Raw genomic sequence first — 15,884 nt, 5'->3', positions numbered from 1 at the left:
TAGTAAACTTGACATCATTTTGCTAAAAATTTAAGGCGGTTCCTTAAAAGCAAAAATAAAGGTGTGTTACCTTTTAAAAATCAATAAATTACTAACTAATAATAAATTTTATGTCAGCTACAACACTAAAGCCACACCAAAGAGAACTTTGGGGACATCCAGTAGGATTATACATTTTGTTTTTTACTGAAATGTGGGAACGTTTTTCTTATTACGGAATGCGAGCGTTATTAACACTATACTTGGTAGAAAAAACAACAGCAGATAATCCAGGTCTAGGATGGTTAGATTCTGAATCTATAATGCTTTATGGTTGGTACACCATGTTGGTTTATGTAATGTCCATACCTGGTGGTATGATTGCAGATAAGTTTTTAGGACAAAAGAAGGCGGTTCTTTATGGAGCACTAATTTTAGTAGCTGGTCATGGTATTCTTGCTTTTGAGCCTATGTGGGCTTTTTATACTGGTTTAGGCTTAATTGTCTTAGGAGTCGGACTCTTAAAACCTAATATTTCTACAATGGTAGGAGGCCTGTATAAACAAGGAGACATTAGAAGAGATAAAGGATTTAGTATTTTTTATATTGGTATTAATTTAGGGTCACTTTTAGCAACATTTATAGTTGGATATGTAGGTGAAAAAATAGGATGGCATTACGGTTTTGGATTAGCAGGAATTGCAATGTTGTTTGGGTTAATGGTTTACATGTATGGTCAAAAGTTTTTGATTAACGTTGGGAATAAGCCAACCGAAGAGGATAAGAAAACTGATGTTTCATTAGGTAAGTTATTTGGTGATTTAATGAAGTCTCCATTGAACCTTGTAATTGTTTTGCTCATAATAGGTTATGCGTTTTATGCAGGGTTTAGCTATGATGGTATTGATAGTTGGGGTTATACAGCCTTATACATATTTATTGCTTTAGTAGCAGGTGTAATGATGATGATATATAAAAACTTAGAGACGCAAGTATCAAGAGATAGGTATTTGGTTTTATTATTATCATTCCTAATTGTTATTGTGTTTTGGGGAGCGTTTGAGCAAGCAGGTGGATTAATGAGTATTTACACCAAAACCAAAACCGATAGAACTTTATTTGGATGGGATATTCCAGCAACATGGTTCCAAGGTTTAAATGCAGGATTTATTATAATATTTGCAACCATTGTTGCAGGATATTGGGCAAAAAGAAAATTAAAAGGTAAAGAGGCTTCGTCATTATTTAAAATGGCTGTTGGTACAATGATTATGGGATTAGGTTTTGTATTCATGATTTTTGCAGCTTCAGAGTACAATGCTAATGGTAGCTCAGGAATGCAATGGCTTGTTTTGGCTTATTTATTCCATACTATTGGAGAGTTATGTTCTTCGCCTGTAGCCTTATCGTTTATTACAAAATTAGCACCTGTAAAATATGCCTCATTAATGATGGGAGTTTATTTTGCAGCAACAGGATTAGGTAATAAAGTAGCTGGAGTTATTGGAGAATCTGCATCAGAATTTGGTGAATATGCAATCTTCTCAGGAATTACAATTTTTACTGTTCTATTTGGTTTACTTGTAATTTTGTTGCTTAAACCTTTAAAACGTCTTACACATGGAGCTGAAGATAACGAGCGTGAAATCTCAAGTGACGAAACTGAAGGTTTTGAATTAGCTGATTCTGAAGCAAACTAACATAATATTAAATATAAAACCCTTGCTAATTTTTACAGGCAAGGGTTTCTCTTTTCTTAACTAAAACTAACACTATGAATACTGATATTGAAAATCTGTTTAAAGACAAGGTTATTGGTCATCCTGCTGGATTATTTGTTATTTTCTTTACCGAAATGTGGGAACGTTTTTCATTTTATGGAATGAAAATACTTTTAGTGCTGTTTTTAACAGCTCCCTTTTTAAGTGATAATCCTGGATGGGAGTGGTCTCGTGAAAACGCTTTGGCGCTGATTGGTACCTACTCTTCGTTACTATACTTAACGCCAATTGTAGGAGGATGGTTAGCCGATAAATACACAGGTTATAAAGGAGCAGTTATCATAGGATGTTTTATTATGATGTTAGGTCATGCAGCAATGGTTTTTGAAACGACTTGGTCTTTATACTTAGGATTAGCATTATTGGTAATTGGTACAGGTTTTTTTAAGCCTAATATGACTTCTATGATTTCTGAAATGTATAGAGGAAAAGAATCCAAAAAAGATGGGGCTTACACTATTTACTATATGGGTGTTAATGCAGGCGCTTTCTTTGGAATGATGCTCTGCGGTTATTTAGCTGAAAACGTTGGTTGGAGTTATGGTTTTGGTCTTGCAGGTATTTTTATGCTTGGTGGATTAATTCAATTTTGGTTAGCTAAAGATTTGTTTGGTGCTATAGGAGCTAAACCTACAAAAGTTCATGAAGTTGAGTTGCCCCAAAACATTAATGAGGAAAGCCCAAAAGGACATGACGTTACAGCACCTGTAAAGGATAAATTAAACCCTTTTAAAAGTTTTGATTTAATACTGATTGCTTTATCGTCAATTGGAGGTTTACTTTACTTATTCAATGATCCTATGTCTAAAATAGGGAATATTAATATGCTTAATTTTAATATTGGTCCATTTGACGGCTCAAGTGTTGTTATTGTTTTAGCATTGATTTTGTTTTTAATTCTAATTATAAGTAGGATTATACGATATACTCCAATAGTTAGAGATAAAATTATTGCTGTTTCCATATGTGGTGTATTTACTGTTATTTTCTTTGCAGCGTTTGAACAGTCCTTAGGTTCTATGACTCTTTTTGCTAGAGATTATACTGCTCGTGCTTTAACAGGAAACTCTGCAACAGTGTTTAAAATAATAGACTCCATTCTTACAGTTGTACCGCTTGCAATCATTACTTGGGTGTTATACTTGTTGTTTAAAAAGACATTTTCTAAAATTGCTTTATCTAATATAGTGTTAGCTGCTACTTTTGTGTTTTTATGGTATGTAGTGTTTTATAAAATAAATAATGAATTCAGTAAAGATGCTACTGAAGTTGGTGCATCATGGTTCGGAATTTTAAATTCTTTCTTTATCATAACATTAGCACCATTATTTTCAAAGTGGTGGGAAAGTAAATACAACCCAAGTGCTGCTATGAAATATGGTATTGGTTTAATGTTATTAGGATTAGGTTTTGGAGTGTTAGTTTTTGGCACTTTAGGAATTCCTCAAGGTGCTAAAACAGCATCTGTTAGTATGGTGTTTTTAATATTTGCTTACCTATTTCACACTATGGGAGAGTTGTGTATTTCACCAGTGGGCTTATCTTATTTAAGTAAACTAGTGCCAGCTAGAATGATTGGGTTTATGTTTGGTATTTGGTATCTAGCTATTGCTATAGGTCAAAAAGCTGCTGGAACTATGGGAGGAATGATTGATAAAATTACTGAGCAATACAGTTTGTCTACATTCTTTTTAATATTTACTCTTGTTCCTGCAGGATTTGGTTTACTCGCAATGCTATTAAATCCTTTACTTAAAAAGTTAATGCACGAAGTGAGATAATCGAGTAATTCGTTAAAATAAACGTAAAATGCTCCTCTTTTGGAGCATTTTTTGTAAGTTCGGAATAACTTTTGCAACAAATGATATTATGAAAAAACTTAGATATTTATTAGTATTTGCATTATTAACTACAGTTAGTAGTGTAGCTCAGGAGATTAATTGGGTGACTTTTGAAGAAGCTCTAAAACTTCAAAAAGAAAAACCTAAAAAAATAATGATGGACGTGTATACAAATTGGTGTGGTCCATGTAAAATGTTAGACCGAAACACATTTCAAAATAAAGATGTGGCAGATTATGTAAACGAGCATTACTATGCTGTTAAGTTTAATGCCGAAGGAAATGATAAGGTTACTTATGAAGGTAAAACATTTACTAATAAAAGCTACAAGCCAGAATTGGCAAATCGTAGAAATGGTGTTCATGAGTTAACAAGGCATTTAAAAGTAAGTGCATATCCTACTATCGTATTTTTTGATGAAGAAGGAAAAGTGCTTACGCCTTTAAGAGGTTATCAAAAGCCTCAACAAATAGAGTTGTATTTAAAACTCTTCAAAAACGATGAACACAAGAACATGACCTCTCAAGAGGATTTCAATGCGTATTACACTGCATTTGAACCAAAGTTTCAAGGTTAAAAATACTATTCAATAATAAACGCTCCCTTTTCACTAGTTTGATGAAAAGGGAGTTTTTGTTTTAAGCACGTTGCTTTCCATCGTTTAATGTAAGATTTGTAATTGCTACCATCAGCAATAATGACCTCTGGTTGAATAGAGTCTATCAAACGTTGCAAATTAATCTTAGGAGAGTTACGAAGTAATACATAATTAGGCTTAAACGCTGTAACATTGTAAACACCCAAACTATCTACTACTAATACCATTTTGTTTTGAACTTTATAGATAGATTCCAGTGAGTCTGTTTTAAAACTTTCAATAAAATTACCAACTCTGTAGTTTTTAATGACTTTATCATTTTTAAAACTTGTACTGTCTAGGTTATGATAAACTATCATATTTCTATTAGATTTTTCAGTAATCAAACTGTATCTGCTTTTATGAAATACGATAAATTGTTTATTAGAGGTCTCATATTTTGTATAAATCATAACACCTTGAAATACCATAATAGCGATAAGCATGAAAGTTAAACTCTTAAAGTTCCTTTTTTTATTCAGCACAAAAAGTGAAGCAACAATTAAGTAACTACTTAAAACATGAGCTAAACTAAAAGGGATATCTCTAAATAAAAATGTTTCTTGTTTGGATACCCAAGCAACAATTAGATTCATTGCGTTAATAGTACTTCCAAAAAAATTAGCAAGAAATTCAGGAAGGCTATTTAAAACAGCTAAAACAATGACTAGAATACCTAGACCTAAAATCAATCCTAAAAACGGAATTATAGCAAGGTTTGAAATAAAAAATAAACTAGGAAACTGATGAAAGTAATAAAGACTCACAGGAATGATTCCAAATTGAGCACTTACTGTAACTGTGAAGATTTGCCAAAAATAGTCTAGTGGTTTTATTTTGGTTGACCATAGTTTGTAAAGTATAGGCTGAAACGTAACAATAGCAATAACTGCTAGATAACTAAGTTGAAACCCAACATCAAATAAAAACATAGGTTTGATGAGCAGCAATATAAAAATAGATATGGCTAGTGTGTTGTAAATGTTTGTTGGTCGTTTCCAATTTATAGCAATGGCAACAATGCTAAACATGGTTACAGCTCTAGTAACTGATGCTGATAATCCTGCTATAATGGCAAAGCTCCAAAGCAGTAGGAGTATGCACAGTATTTTAATGGGTTTACCGTGTTTAAGACGTTCTAAAGGTTTTAATAAAACATTTAGTAAGAGTAATATAATGCCAACATGAAGCCCTGAAACGGCAAGAATGTGTATTGCTCCAGCATTGGTGTAATTGTTGTAAACGTCTTCGCTTATATCTTGTCGTTGCCCTAAAAGTAAAGCATTTATAATTGCGAGTTCATCTGGAGAGAAGTTGTATGGTTTCAATTTAGCATTTATGGTATTTCTAAGTGCTGCTGCATAACCAAAAATAGTATTGCTCTTGGACTTTGTTTTGTAAACTGACTGTTGATTCGTGAAAATTTGATGATAGATATATTGCTTCTCTAAATAGTTTTTATAATTGAATTGATTTGGGTTTAGAGGGTTAATCAAATCTTTTATGGGAGAATATGTGATATAAATATCATCGGTTTTTAAGCGTTTTAAAGTAGAATCTTTTTCAATGTTTAATAAAGATTTTCCATTAACAACCGTTGAGTCAACCTTTAAAATGTCAATGATGTATTTATTGTAGTAGTTCCCTGGTTTTAGTTGTTTTCGTATTCTAAATGTAATTTCTTTTGAAGCCGATTCATCTATTTCCACCACTTTGGTGTAGTGATTATAAAATTGTTTTTTATCATGAAGGTTATGAGTTAATACACCTATACTTATTGTGGTAATAAAAGTAATAAGTCCAAACCAAATGGAGTTTTTAAACTTATTTTTAAGATAGAGAAAGCATAAAAATAAAAGACAGATTAAACTAAGACTAGTGTATAATGATAGTTGTAACGGAATTGTAATATAATAACCTATATAAATCCCGATAACTAAACAAAGCGTTAATTTTATAAGAGTAAAATTTAGTAACTTCATAATCTAAGTTACTAAAAAATAATGGTTTACAATACTCTTCGCGCTTGCACGAATGCAAAATACCAATACCGTTCAGCTAACGACGATATAATCACTCCTGCACTTGTTGAAGCATGAATAAACTCTACATTGCCTTCGCTAGCAAAAGTAACTATGCCAACATGATTAACTTTTCGGCTATTTTTTCTTGTTGCGAAAAACATTAAATCTCCTTTTTGAACTTCTTTAAGGTCTATCCAATCTCCTGTAACCGAAAGGTCTGAGGTTGTCCTAGGTAGCATAATATTTTCACTCTTAAAAGCTGTCATTACCAGTCCAGAGCAATCCATTCCCTTTTTGGTAGTCCCACCGTATTTGTAGCGAACACCATCAAATTGTTTAGCATAGTCTACGATACTTTCAGCAAGTGCATTTGATGTTGTGTTAGTTGCCCTTTTTTCGGTTTTGGTAGTGGTTTTATGTGAGCTTTTGGCTTTTTTTGAGGATTTACAACTATTCAAACAGATAAGCGCTAGTAGTAGTATAGTAAAGTTTCTCATGTATTGAATTTGTGACTAAAATTAAGAATTGAAACAAAATAAAAACAATAAATTATTAGTTTGGGAAGGCTTTTGAATAGTTATGAAAACTCTTATCAACAAACCTGTTTTAATTTAAGCTTTTAAAAATCAATTCAGCAGTTTTATTACTTGCGCCTTTACCTCCTAATTTTTTCTCTAAATCATAGTAGTTCAAGAAAAATTTCACACGTTGATAATCGTCTAGAATAATTTTTAATTCTTGCTTTAAACGTTTGGTGTTAAAATCATCCTGAATCAATTCGGTAACCACTTCTTTATCCATAATAAGGTTTACCAATGAGATGTATTTAATATGTTTTACCAATCGTTTTCCTATTTGGTAAGATAACCAACTTCCTTTGTAGCATACTACTTCAGGAACTTTAAACAATGCAGTTTCTAAAGTTGCAGTTCCAGAAGTTACTAATGCAGCGTAGGATACACTGAGTAAATCATAAGTTCGGTTGCTAATAAAACTTACGTTGTTATTTGTAATAAAAGGCTCATAAAAACTATAATCTTGACTTGGCGCTCCAGCAATTACAAACTGATAACCAGTAAAATCGTCAACAACACTAAGCATAACCGATAACATTTTTTTAATTTCCTGTTTTCGGCTTCCTGGTAGTAAAGCAATAATAGGTTTTTTGTTGAGCTCATGTTCAGCTCTAAAACTATATTCATCAACTTGTTGTCGTGATCCAATAGCGTCAATTAATGGATGACCAACAAAATTTACAGGATAATTATGCTTGTCTTCATAAAATTCTTTTTCAAAAGGAAGAATAACATGCATGTGGTCGACATCTCGTTTTATATCCTTAATACGATTTTCTTTCCAAGCCCAAATTTGTGGAGAAATATAGTAATGTGTTTTGTAGCCTTTTTGTTTTGCCCATTTAGCAATACGTAAATTGAAACCAGGATAATCAATAAAAATGATAGTGTCAGGATTGTATTGTTCAATATCCTTTTTGCAAAAGGCTAGGTTTTTGGTTATGGTTCTTAAATTCATAACCACTTCAATAAAACCCATAAAGGCTAAATCCTTGTAGTGTTTTACCAGAGAGTTGTTTACAGCTTGCATGAGGTCGCCTCCCCAAAACCTAAATTCGGCATTTACATCAATTTTTTGTAATGCTTTCATTAGGTTTGAGCCATGTAAATCACCTGACGCTTCTCCTGCAATTATGTAATACTTCATCTATAAATACTTTACCAAAAATGTAAATACTGCTATTAAAACCGTAGCTAAAAGCACACCTCTAGCTCTATAATCTTGTTTCTTTTTTATGAAAATAAAAAACGCACCTAAATTTAAAATAGCTCCTATACTTACTAATTTACTAAAAAAACCTTCCGCTAAGGATTGCCTAATAGTGGTTTCAATATCATCGCCATTTCCAAAAAGATAGACTGCTAATATTAAACCCATAAAATTAGCAATTAATCCAACAATAAATCCAATAAAAACTTCCTTTTTAACCATTCAATTTCCATGTGTTTAAATTTTGTATGCAATGATGAGCTGTCAAATCAAATTGTATTGGTACTACTGAAACATAACCGTTTTTTAAAGCCCATTCATCAGTATCTTCTCCTTTGTCTAAGTTAACAAATTTACCGGTTAGCCAGTAATATTCTCGGCCTTGTGGGTTTTTGCGTTTGTCAAATTCTTCTTCCCAATTCGCTTTAGCTTGTCGGCATACTTTTATGCCTTTTATATCTTTTTTGGGAAGATTAGGAAGATTTACATTTAAAACCACTCCTTTTGGCAAACCTTCTTTTAAAACATTTTCAGCAATAGTTTTTACAAAGGATTTTGTGGCTTTAAAATTAGCGTTCCAATTGTAATCTAAAAGTGAAAACCCTATAGCAGGAATGCCTTCAATACCAGCTTCAATAGCTGCACTCATTGTTCCTGAATAGATAACATTTATAGATGAGTTTGAACCGTGATTTATACCTGAAACACAAAGGTCCGGTTTACGGTCAAAAATTTCATTTATAGCAAGTTTTACACAGTCGGCAGGTGTACCAGAACAACTATACTCTATTTGTTTACCTTCGTCAATTTTTATCTCTTCTACAAACAGTGTTGAATTAATAGTAATTGCGTGTCCCATTCCGCTTTGAGGGCTATCAGGAGCTACAACAATAACGTCTCCAATGCTATTCATAACTTCAATTAAAGTTCTAATTCCTGGAGCGGTTATACCATCGTCGTTTGTAACTAAAATAAGAGGTCTTTTTGCCATAAAATATATTGTTGTTTGTTAGCTGCTAAAATAAATAAAACCCTTCAATTACCTGTTATGTTAGGTTTAACAAAAAATTAGTAGGGCTATATTTTATTGGCACGGTTTTTTCTTTTACTTTAGTGAAAAATATAACTTAATTTTTGTAGTTATATACAGTTAAAGTATAAATATGAAAGATATTATGAAAAGGAACTATAAAATTTTGCTTTTGGTTTTACTACTTGCATTTGCTTCTTGTAGTTTTACCTCAAAAACCTTTGAAGACCCTAACAAAGATAAATTACTCATTCAGCTTATTAGTTATGTTTTAAATGAAGGTCATTTCAGTCCAGTTGACGTAGATGATGATTTTTCAGGATTAGTGTTTGATGATTATATAAAGCAATTAGATCCACTAAAGCGTTATTTTTATGAGTCTGATATTGAGGAATTCAGTGCTTATAGAAATAGTATTGATGACCAGATTAAAGAATACGATTTAACGTTCTTTAATTTAACTCATGAAAGACTATTAAAGCGTATGGAAGAGTCTAAAGAAATCTACAAAGAAGTGCTGTCAAAACCTTTTGACTTCAATGTGGATGAAGATTTTTCTACCGATTATGATTCAATGCCTTATGTAACATCTAAAAAAGAAATGAAAGAGCGTTGGAGACAACAACTTAAGTTTTCAACCATAGCTAATTATGATGATTTATTAGTGCAGCAAGAACGTGGAGCTAAAAATAAAGATCCAGAAATGGCATTTGATGAAAATAGTGGTGCTGCAAATACAGTAAAAACTGAAAAACAACTAGAAGAAGAAGCCAGAGAAGCAACGTTAAACTCTTTAAATGAACTCTACGCTTTTATAGGTGAAAGACAACGTAAAGATTGGTTTTCAGTGTATATCAATGCAATTGTAGAGGAGTATGATCCACATACGTTTTATTTTGCGCCAGAAGATAAAGATCGTTTTGATGTAGATATGTCTGGTAATTTTGAAGGTATTGGAGCAAGACTTCAAAAGAAAATGGATGCTATTTTGGTTAACGAAATTATCAGTGGTGGTCCAGCTTGGAGACAAAACGAACTTCAGGTAGGAGACCAAATAATGAAAGTAAAGCAAGAAGATGAAGAAGAGGCTGTAAGTGTTGTTGGTATGCGTTTAGACGATGCTATCAAATTCATAAAAGGACCAAAAGGTACTGATGTAACCTTAACTTTGAAAAAAGTTGATGGTACAATAGAAGACATTACAATTACTAGAGATATTGTGGAATTAGAAGAAACTTATGCAAAATCTTCAACAGTAATTAAAGATAACAAAACATTTGGAGTTATCAATTTACCTAAGTTTTACGTTGATTTTGACGATTACAATAAAAGAAATGCGGCTTCAGATGTAAAACAAGAAATCATAAGATTAAAGCAACAAGGTATGGAAGGTCTTGTGTTAGATCTTAGAGATAATGGAGGAGGATCACTTCAAACGGTTGTAGATATGGCAGGATTGTTTATTAAAGATGGTCCAATAGTTCAAGTTAAAACTACAGGTGAGCCAAAAGAAGTTTTAAAGGATAGAGATATGTCTATTGTTTGGGATGGACCGTTAGTAATATTGGTTAACGAACTTTCTGCTTCAGCATCAGAGATTTTAGCTGCTGCAATGCAAGATTATAAAAGAGCAATAGTTATTGGAAGCAAACAAACCTATGGTAAAGGAACAGTGCAAAATGTGCTAGACCTTAATAGAATGGTGAGAAATAATTCCAATGGAGATATGGGAGCGTTAAAGTTCACGACTCAAAAATTCTACAGAATTAATGGTGGTTCAACACAGTTAGAAGGAGTAAAGAGTGATATTGTAGTTCCAGACCGTTATAAGTATATTGGTATTGGTGAAAGAACGTATGACAGTCCTTTAGAATGGGATAAAATTGATGCTGCTGATTATGACCTTTGGGAAAACTATTACGATTATGAAACTACAATTTCAAAAAGTAGAGAGCGTATGGCTAATAGCGATCAGTTAAAGCTAATTGATGAAAATGCTAAATGGATTAATACTATAAGAGAAACAGAAAATTTTTCTCTTAACTATAAAAAATACAAAGAGCGTTTAAATACTAATGAAGAAGAGGCGAAACGTTTTGAAAAAATAGCAGATTACAAAACTAATCTTACATTTAATTCATTGCCTTATGAAATTAAATTAATGGAGCAAGACTCTGTTTTAAAACAAAAGCGTGAGCGTTGGCACCAAAATTTAAGTAAGGATGTGTATATTGAAGAGGCTTTAAATGTTTTAAACGATCTTAAAATGACCTATGGTGTTAAAACAAAAGTAGCTGCAGTAAAAGATTAAAATAAATGAGTAAAAACAGTAACTCATTAACACAATTAGCGCTCCAAAAGTTCAAAAAGAACTTTTGGGGCGTTTTAAGTTTTTGGCTCATTGTTGCCATTGGGTTAGTGTCTGTTTTTGCCTATGTTTTAGCACCAGATAATTCTCAAAATGCAAATCAAATGCATTTAACAATTCACTCTAAAAAACCTGGTTTTAAAGTGAATATTCTCACCATTCCGTCAGAAATTAATAATAATCAATCTTTCTTGTCAAAAATATTTTATGGTGAAAAAAATACAGATACCGAAATCCCAATTTCAGAATTTAAAGCTTATAATGATAAATTAGTATATACTGAATATGCGTCTGATGGATTAATAGGTGTGGAAAAAGAAATTGCCCTAAGTACTTTTCCAAATCAAGATTTTAAGCCTTTTATAAAAGAACGTACATTTTTGTTTGGTACTGATAAATACGGAAGGGACTTATTAAGTAGAGTATTGATAGGTTCTCGAATTTCGTTTTTTATTGGTTTTATAGCTGTATTTATTTCTTTAGTAGTTGGAATCTTTATGGGAAGTTTAGCTGGATACTTTGGTGGAGTAGTTGATACAATAGTTATGTTTATTATCAATGTAACCTGGTCTATTCCAACATTGCTTTTGGTTATTGCTATTATATTGGCTTTAGATAAAGGATTTTGGCAAGTGTTTATAGCAGTAGGGCTTACTATGTGGGTTGAAGTTGCTAGAGTAGTGAGAGGGCAAGTTATAAGCGTAAAGGAGATGCAATATGTTACAGCTGCTAAAGCTTTAGGTTATACCGATTTTAGAATTGTTACCAGACACATATTACCCAATATTATGGCTCCAATTATTGTTATATCAGCAGCAAATTTTGCAGCTGCAATTTTAATTGAAAGTGGACTGAGCTTTTTGGGTATTGGAGCACAACCACCAATGGCAAGTTGGGGAGCAATGATAAAAGATCATTATAATTATATTATACTGGGAAAACCTTATTTAGCAATAATTCCTGGTTTATGTATTATGATTTTGGTAATGGCTTTTATACTTATAGGTAATGCGCTTAGAGATGCATTGGATGTAAAAAATTAAAACTATTCGTTTCTTAAAGCGTTAATTTCTTTATTCGTGTCGTCAATAAACTGTAAAACGTCCTCTCTACCTATGGCTTTACTTGAAGAGGTTACAAAGTAATTAGGCATTTCTTCCCAAGTTTTAAGCATTTCCATTTCGTACTCTGAAATATTTCGTTCAATAGCTTTAGGTTTCAGTTTGTCAGCTTTTGTGAAAATAATAGAAAAAGGGATTCCATGTTCTCCCAACCACTCCATAAATTCTAAATCTATGTTTTGAGGATTATGTCTAATATCAACAAGAACAAATGCGGATACGAGTTGTTGACGTTGTTCAAAATAATTGGTAATGAATTTTTGAAATTTCTTTTTAGCAGTCTTAGAGACTCTTGCATAACCATAACCTGGTAAATCCACCAAAAACCAGTTTTTATTAATCAAAAAATGATTAATTAGTTGAGTTTTTCCTGGTTTTCCAGAGGTTTTTGCTAAATTCTTATGGTTGGTGAGCATGTTAATTAGCGAGGATTTTCCAACGTTACTTCTACCAATAAAAGCATATTCAGGCAATATGTCTTTTGGGCATTTTGTAACTTCAGAATTGCTTATTACAAACTCTGCTGTTTTAATTAACATGTTTTAAAAGTTTCTGGCAGAAAGCCATTTTTCTAAAATCAAATTGAACTCTTCAGGGTGTTCCATCATAGCTGCGTGTCCACATTTATCAATCCAAAATAAATCAGAATCAGGTAATAAACTATGGAATTCATCAGCAACTTCAGGTGGAGTAACAGTGTCGTTTTTTCCCCAAATAATACAAGTTGGTGTTTGCATTTTAGGAAGGTCTTTTGCCATATTGTGTCGTATTGCACTTTTAGCAATTGCCAATGTTTTTATAAGCTTGTTTCTGTCGTTTACAGTTTCGTAAACTTCATCAACTATTTCTTTGGTAGCAACTGCTGGGTCGTAAAATACATCTTGGGCTTTTTTCTTGATAACTTCATAGTCACTTCGCTTGGTGTAACCACTTCCCATTGCACTTTCATATAGTCCAGAACTTCCTGTAATTACTAAGGCTTTAACCTTTTCAGGATACATTTTGGTATGGTATAAACCAATATGTCCACCAAGAGAATTTCCTAACAAGATAACGTTATCTAGCTCTTTAAACTCAATAAAATCATGTAGGTAGTTTGCAAAACTTTTTACATTGGTTTTTAGTAATGACATGGTGTAGATTGGTAACTCAGGAATAATGACTTTGTAACCTTTTGTACTGTAGTAATTTGTAACAGCGTCAAAATTACTCAACCCTCCCATTAAACCGTGTAAAACAATTATTGGCGTGCCTTCTCCTACTTCAATATAACTGTAATTTTTTTCTGTTTTTAAAAGGTGTTTCATGTATTAGTTAGTGATGTCATTTTAAACAAATATAGTTATTTCATTGATAAATACTCCCTTTTTTACCCCTTAGTGAAAAATTGTTTTTCATAGAGTTTTTCACAATCTAATCAATGTGTCTTCATAAAAAAATAAACCTCTGATTTTTAAATAACTACAATCTGTTTTAGCGCTTAATTGTTGTTAAAATAAAAAAATTATTAACAAAAGTGGTATAAAGTGGTAAAATGTGGTAATATTTTCAATATATTTGAATTGAATTCGTTAGAAGTATAAAATAATCATTTTGAACACTTTAATAGGATCATACGAGTGCAAAGTAGACGCCAAAGGAAGGCTAATGCTTCCTGCTGCCCTAAAAAAGCAGTTGTCTCCTGTGCTACAAAATGGTTTCGTGTTAAAGCGAGCGGTTTTTCAGCCTTGTTTGGAGTTGTATCCAATGAGTGAGTGGGAGTTGTTGATGCAAAAAGTGAATAAACTCAATAGGTTCAAGAAAAAGAATAATGATTTTATACGACGCTTTACGGCAGGAGTTAAAATGGTTGAGGTAGATGCTACTGGTCGACTTTTAATCCCGAAAGATTTGATTGCTTTCTCTGGAATTAGCAAGGAGATTGTGGTGTCTTCGGCAATACATATCATTGAGATTTGGGATAAAGACAAGTATGAGCAAGCTATTGATGATGCTGCTTTAGATTTTGCTGACTTAGCTGAAGAAGTAATGGGACAAGACGATGATGACAATGGAATATCATAATCCGGTTTTACTTAATGAGACAGTTGAAGGTTTAAATATTAAACCTGATGGTGTTTATGTGGATGTCACTTTTGGTGGTGGTGGTCACAGTAAGGCAATTTTAAAGCAATTGGGTCCTGATGGAAAATTGTTTGCTTTTGATCAAGATCAGGATGCGTTGTCTAATGCTATAGAAGATGAACGTTTTACGTTAATAAATGAAAATTTCAGATTCATAAAACGTTTTTTGAGATTTTATGGTGTAAAGCAAATAGATGGGATTTTGGCAGATTTTGGTGTGTCGTCACATCAATTTGATGTTGCTGAAAGAGGGTTTTCAACTCGTTTTGAGTCGGAATTAGATATGCGAATGAATCAAAATAGTCATTTGTCGGCTTACAATGTGATAAATGATTATGAAGAGGAGCAATTGCGTCAAGTTTTTTATCAGTATGGTGAATTGCGTCAAGCTCCAGCAATGGCAAGAGTAATTGTTGAAGAGCGTTCAAAAGTTGAGATAAAAACTAGTGAGCAATTAAAGTTAGTGTTAAAACGATTTTTGCAACCTAAAAGAGAAAATAAAATACTGGCTCAAATTTATCAGGCAATTCGAATTGAGGTGAATCAAGAAATTGAGGTGTTAAAGGAATTGTTGTTGCAAACACCTGAGCTCCTAAAAAAAGGAGGTCGTTTGAGTTTTATTTCCTATCACTCGTTAGAAGATAGGTTGGTAAAACGATTTATAAGAAATGGCTTGTTTGAAGGTGAGCCAGAACGAGATGTGTTTGGAAATTTTGAAGTGCCTCTAAAAAAAGTAGGAAATCTTATTGTGCCAACACAAGAAGAAATAAAAATTAATAATAGAGCAAGAAGCGCAAAATTAAGAATTGCAGAAAAACTATGAAGAAAGGTATTTATGGTATTCTGAAAGGTAAATTTTTAATAAGTGATGACTCTTTTAAAAACTGGAGAGTTATCATTTTTATTTCTGCCTTGGCTATAATAATGATAGCGAGTTCACATAGTGCAGATAAAAAAGTGCATGAAATAGCGAAACTTAATAATGAAGTGAAAGAATTGCGTTCAGCATTTGTTGATGGACGCTCGAGATTGATGAGGCTTAAAATGGAATCGTCAATTGTAACAAAAATGGCAGAAAAAGGTATTGTGCCTTCATTAATTCCGCCAAAAAAAATAAAAGTAAAAGCTCAAGAATAACTAGTGGCAGTAACAGAAAAAGACATATTAAATAAGTTGTACTTTGTTGCAGGATGC

At 32.4% G+C, this 15,884-nt stretch carries 15 protein-coding genes; 8 read left to right on the top strand and 7 right to left on the bottom strand.

The window, feature by feature from the left end:
- Positions 1 to 110: 110 nt before the first annotated feature.
- The 3 genes from DMZ43_RS02235 to DMZ43_RS02225 all read left to right on the top strand — a co-directional run bounded on the left by DMZ43_RS02235 (position 111) and on the right by DMZ43_RS02225 (position 4,178).
- The gene (locus tag DMZ43_RS02235; protein WP_131506031.1) at positions 111 to 1,679 is read left to right on the top strand and encodes a peptide MFS transporter; all 1,569 of its coding nucleotides are present in this window, start codon (positions 111 to 113) and stop codon (positions 1,677 to 1,679) included.
- 74 nt (positions 1,680 to 1,753) lie between these two features.
- Positions 1,754 to 3,541: a peptide MFS transporter gene (locus DMZ43_RS02230; protein ID WP_131506030.1), complete on the top strand. Its 1,788-nt coding sequence runs from the start codon at positions 1,754 to 1,756 to the stop codon at positions 3,539 to 3,541.
- 88 nt (positions 3,542 to 3,629) lie between these two features.
- Positions 3,630 to 4,178, top strand: a complete 549-nt coding sequence (locus tag DMZ43_RS02225) for a thioredoxin fold domain-containing protein (protein WP_187347835.1) — start codon at positions 3,630 to 3,632, stop codon at positions 4,176 to 4,178.
- 5 nt (positions 4,179 to 4,183) lie between these two features.
- Here DMZ43_RS02225 and DMZ43_RS02220 read toward each other — a convergent pair whose 3' ends face one another.
- The 5 genes from DMZ43_RS02220 to surE form a co-directional block, all read right to left on the bottom strand.
- Entirely contained in the window at positions 4,184 to 6,220 is a 2,037-nt protein-coding gene (locus DMZ43_RS02220; protein WP_131506029.1) for a ComEC/Rec2 family competence protein, read from the bottom strand.
- Positions 6,221 to 6,246: 26 nt separating this feature from the next.
- Complete coding sequence (locus tag DMZ43_RS02215) at positions 6,247 to 6,759, bottom strand: C40 family peptidase (protein ID WP_131506028.1); 513 nt, start codon at positions 6,757 to 6,759, stop codon at positions 6,247 to 6,249.
- 109 nt (positions 6,760 to 6,868) lie between these two features.
- Entirely contained in the window at positions 6,869 to 7,984 is a 1,116-nt protein-coding gene (gene lpxB, locus DMZ43_RS02210; protein WP_131506027.1) for a lipid-A-disaccharide synthase, read from the bottom strand.
- A complete protein-coding gene (locus DMZ43_RS02205; RefSeq protein ID WP_131506026.1) occupies positions 7,985 to 8,269 on the bottom strand; it encodes a hypothetical protein in 285 nt (94 codons plus the stop codon).
- Entirely contained in the window at positions 8,262 to 9,038 is a 777-nt protein-coding gene (gene surE, locus DMZ43_RS02200; protein WP_131506025.1) for a 5'/3'-nucleotidase SurE, read from the bottom strand. The genes DMZ43_RS02205 and surE overlap by 8 nt, the downstream gene beginning before the upstream one ends.
- A gap of 184 nt (positions 9,039 to 9,222) precedes the next feature.
- On the opposite strand from surE, the gene DMZ43_RS02195 reads away from it, so the two are divergent.
- Together DMZ43_RS02195 and DMZ43_RS02190 are read left to right on the top strand one after the other, a co-directional pair.
- Positions 9,223 to 11,388 (top strand): carboxy terminal-processing peptidase, encoded by a 2,166-nt coding sequence (locus DMZ43_RS02195; RefSeq protein ID WP_131506528.1) that lies wholly within the window; start codon positions 9,223 to 9,225, stop codon positions 11,386 to 11,388.
- 5 nt (positions 11,389 to 11,393) lie between these two features.
- Positions 11,394 to 12,488, top strand: coding sequence for an ABC transporter permease (locus DMZ43_RS02190; protein WP_131506024.1), 1,095 nt, complete (start codon positions 11,394 to 11,396; stop codon positions 12,486 to 12,488).
- A gap of 2 nt (positions 12,489 to 12,490) precedes the next feature.
- Here DMZ43_RS02190 and yihA read toward each other — a convergent pair whose 3' ends face one another.
- A complete protein-coding gene (gene yihA, locus DMZ43_RS02185; protein ID WP_129759333.1) occupies positions 12,491 to 13,105 on the bottom strand; it encodes a ribosome biogenesis GTP-binding protein YihA/YsxC in 615 nt (204 codons plus the stop codon).
- A 3-nt stretch (positions 13,106 to 13,108) separates the two neighbouring features.
- Complete coding sequence (locus DMZ43_RS02180) at positions 13,109 to 13,873, bottom strand: alpha/beta fold hydrolase (RefSeq protein WP_129759332.1); 765 nt, start codon at positions 13,871 to 13,873, stop codon at positions 13,109 to 13,111.
- 286 nt (positions 13,874 to 14,159) lie between these two features.
- Between DMZ43_RS02180 and mraZ the strand changes: the two genes are divergently transcribed.
- From mraZ to DMZ43_RS02165, 3 genes are read left to right on the top strand one after another with little or no spacing between them, the layout of a single operon-like run.
- Positions 14,160 to 14,630, top strand: a complete 471-nt coding sequence (mraZ, locus tag DMZ43_RS02175) for a division/cell wall cluster transcriptional repressor MraZ (protein ID WP_131506023.1) — start codon at positions 14,160 to 14,162, stop codon at positions 14,628 to 14,630.
- Complete coding sequence (rsmH, locus tag DMZ43_RS02170) at positions 14,608 to 15,513, top strand: 16S rRNA (cytosine(1402)-N(4))-methyltransferase RsmH (RefSeq protein WP_238155754.1); 906 nt, start codon at positions 14,608 to 14,610, stop codon at positions 15,511 to 15,513. The genes mraZ and rsmH overlap by 23 nt, the downstream gene beginning before the upstream one ends.
- The gene (locus DMZ43_RS02165; protein WP_129759329.1) at positions 15,510 to 15,827 is read left to right on the top strand and encodes an FtsL-like putative cell division protein; all 318 of its coding nucleotides are present in this window, start codon (positions 15,510 to 15,512) and stop codon (positions 15,825 to 15,827) included. Before rsmH ends, DMZ43_RS02165 begins: the two co-directional genes overlap by 4 nt.
- Positions 15,828 to 15,884: the final 57 nt, after the last annotated feature.

Origin of the sequence: Meridianimaribacter sp. CL38 (assembly GCF_004328055.1) — a bacterium.
In the GTDB taxonomy this organism is placed as follows: domain Bacteria; phylum Bacteroidota; class Bacteroidia; order Flavobacteriales; family Flavobacteriaceae; genus Gaetbulibacter_B; species Gaetbulibacter_B jejuensis.
The sequence above is the reverse complement of the archived record's forward strand: the minus strand, read 5'-3'. Positions and strand labels throughout refer to the sequence as shown.

Coding starts and splice junctions, on each gene's coding strand:
- lpxB (WP_131506027.1), bottom strand. CDS start 7,984: ATGAAGTATTACATAATTGCAGGAGAAGCGTCAGGTGATTTACATGGC.
- yihA (WP_129759333.1), bottom strand. CDS start 13,105: ATGTTAATTAAAACAGCAGAGTTTGTAATAAGCAATTCTGAAGTTACA.
- DMZ43_RS02235 (WP_131506031.1), top strand. CDS start 111: ATGTCAGCTACAACACTAAAGCCACACCAAAGAGAACTTTGGGGACAT.
- rsmH (WP_238155754.1), top strand. CDS start 14,608: ATGATGACAATGGAATATCATAATCCGGTTTTACTTAATGAGACAGTT.
- DMZ43_RS02220 (WP_131506029.1), bottom strand. CDS start 6,220: ATGAAGTTACTAAATTTTACTCTTATAAAATTAACGCTTTGTTTAGTT.
- DMZ43_RS02165 (WP_129759329.1), top strand. CDS start 15,510: ATGAAGAAAGGTATTTATGGTATTCTGAAAGGTAAATTTTTAATAAGT.
- DMZ43_RS02180 (WP_129759332.1), bottom strand. CDS start 13,873: ATGAAACACCTTTTAAAAACAGAAAAAAATTACAGTTATATTGAAGTA.
- DMZ43_RS02225 (WP_187347835.1), top strand. CDS start 3,630: ATGAAAAAACTTAGATATTTATTAGTATTTGCATTATTAACTACAGTT.
- DMZ43_RS02215 (WP_131506028.1), bottom strand. CDS start 6,759: ATGAGAAACTTTACTATACTACTACTAGCGCTTATCTGTTTGAATAGT.
- DMZ43_RS02230 (WP_131506030.1), top strand. CDS start 1,754: ATGAATACTGATATTGAAAATCTGTTTAAAGACAAGGTTATTGGTCAT.
- surE (WP_131506025.1), bottom strand. CDS start 9,038: ATGGCAAAAAGACCTCTTATTTTAGTTACAAACGACGATGGTATAACC.
- DMZ43_RS02190 (WP_131506024.1), top strand. CDS start 11,394: ATGAGTAAAAACAGTAACTCATTAACACAATTAGCGCTCCAAAAGTTC.
- DMZ43_RS02195 (WP_131506528.1), top strand. CDS start 9,223: ATGAAAAGGAACTATAAAATTTTGCTTTTGGTTTTACTACTTGCATTT.
- DMZ43_RS02205 (WP_131506026.1), bottom strand. CDS start 8,269: ATGGTTAAAAAGGAAGTTTTTATTGGATTTATTGTTGGATTAATTGCT.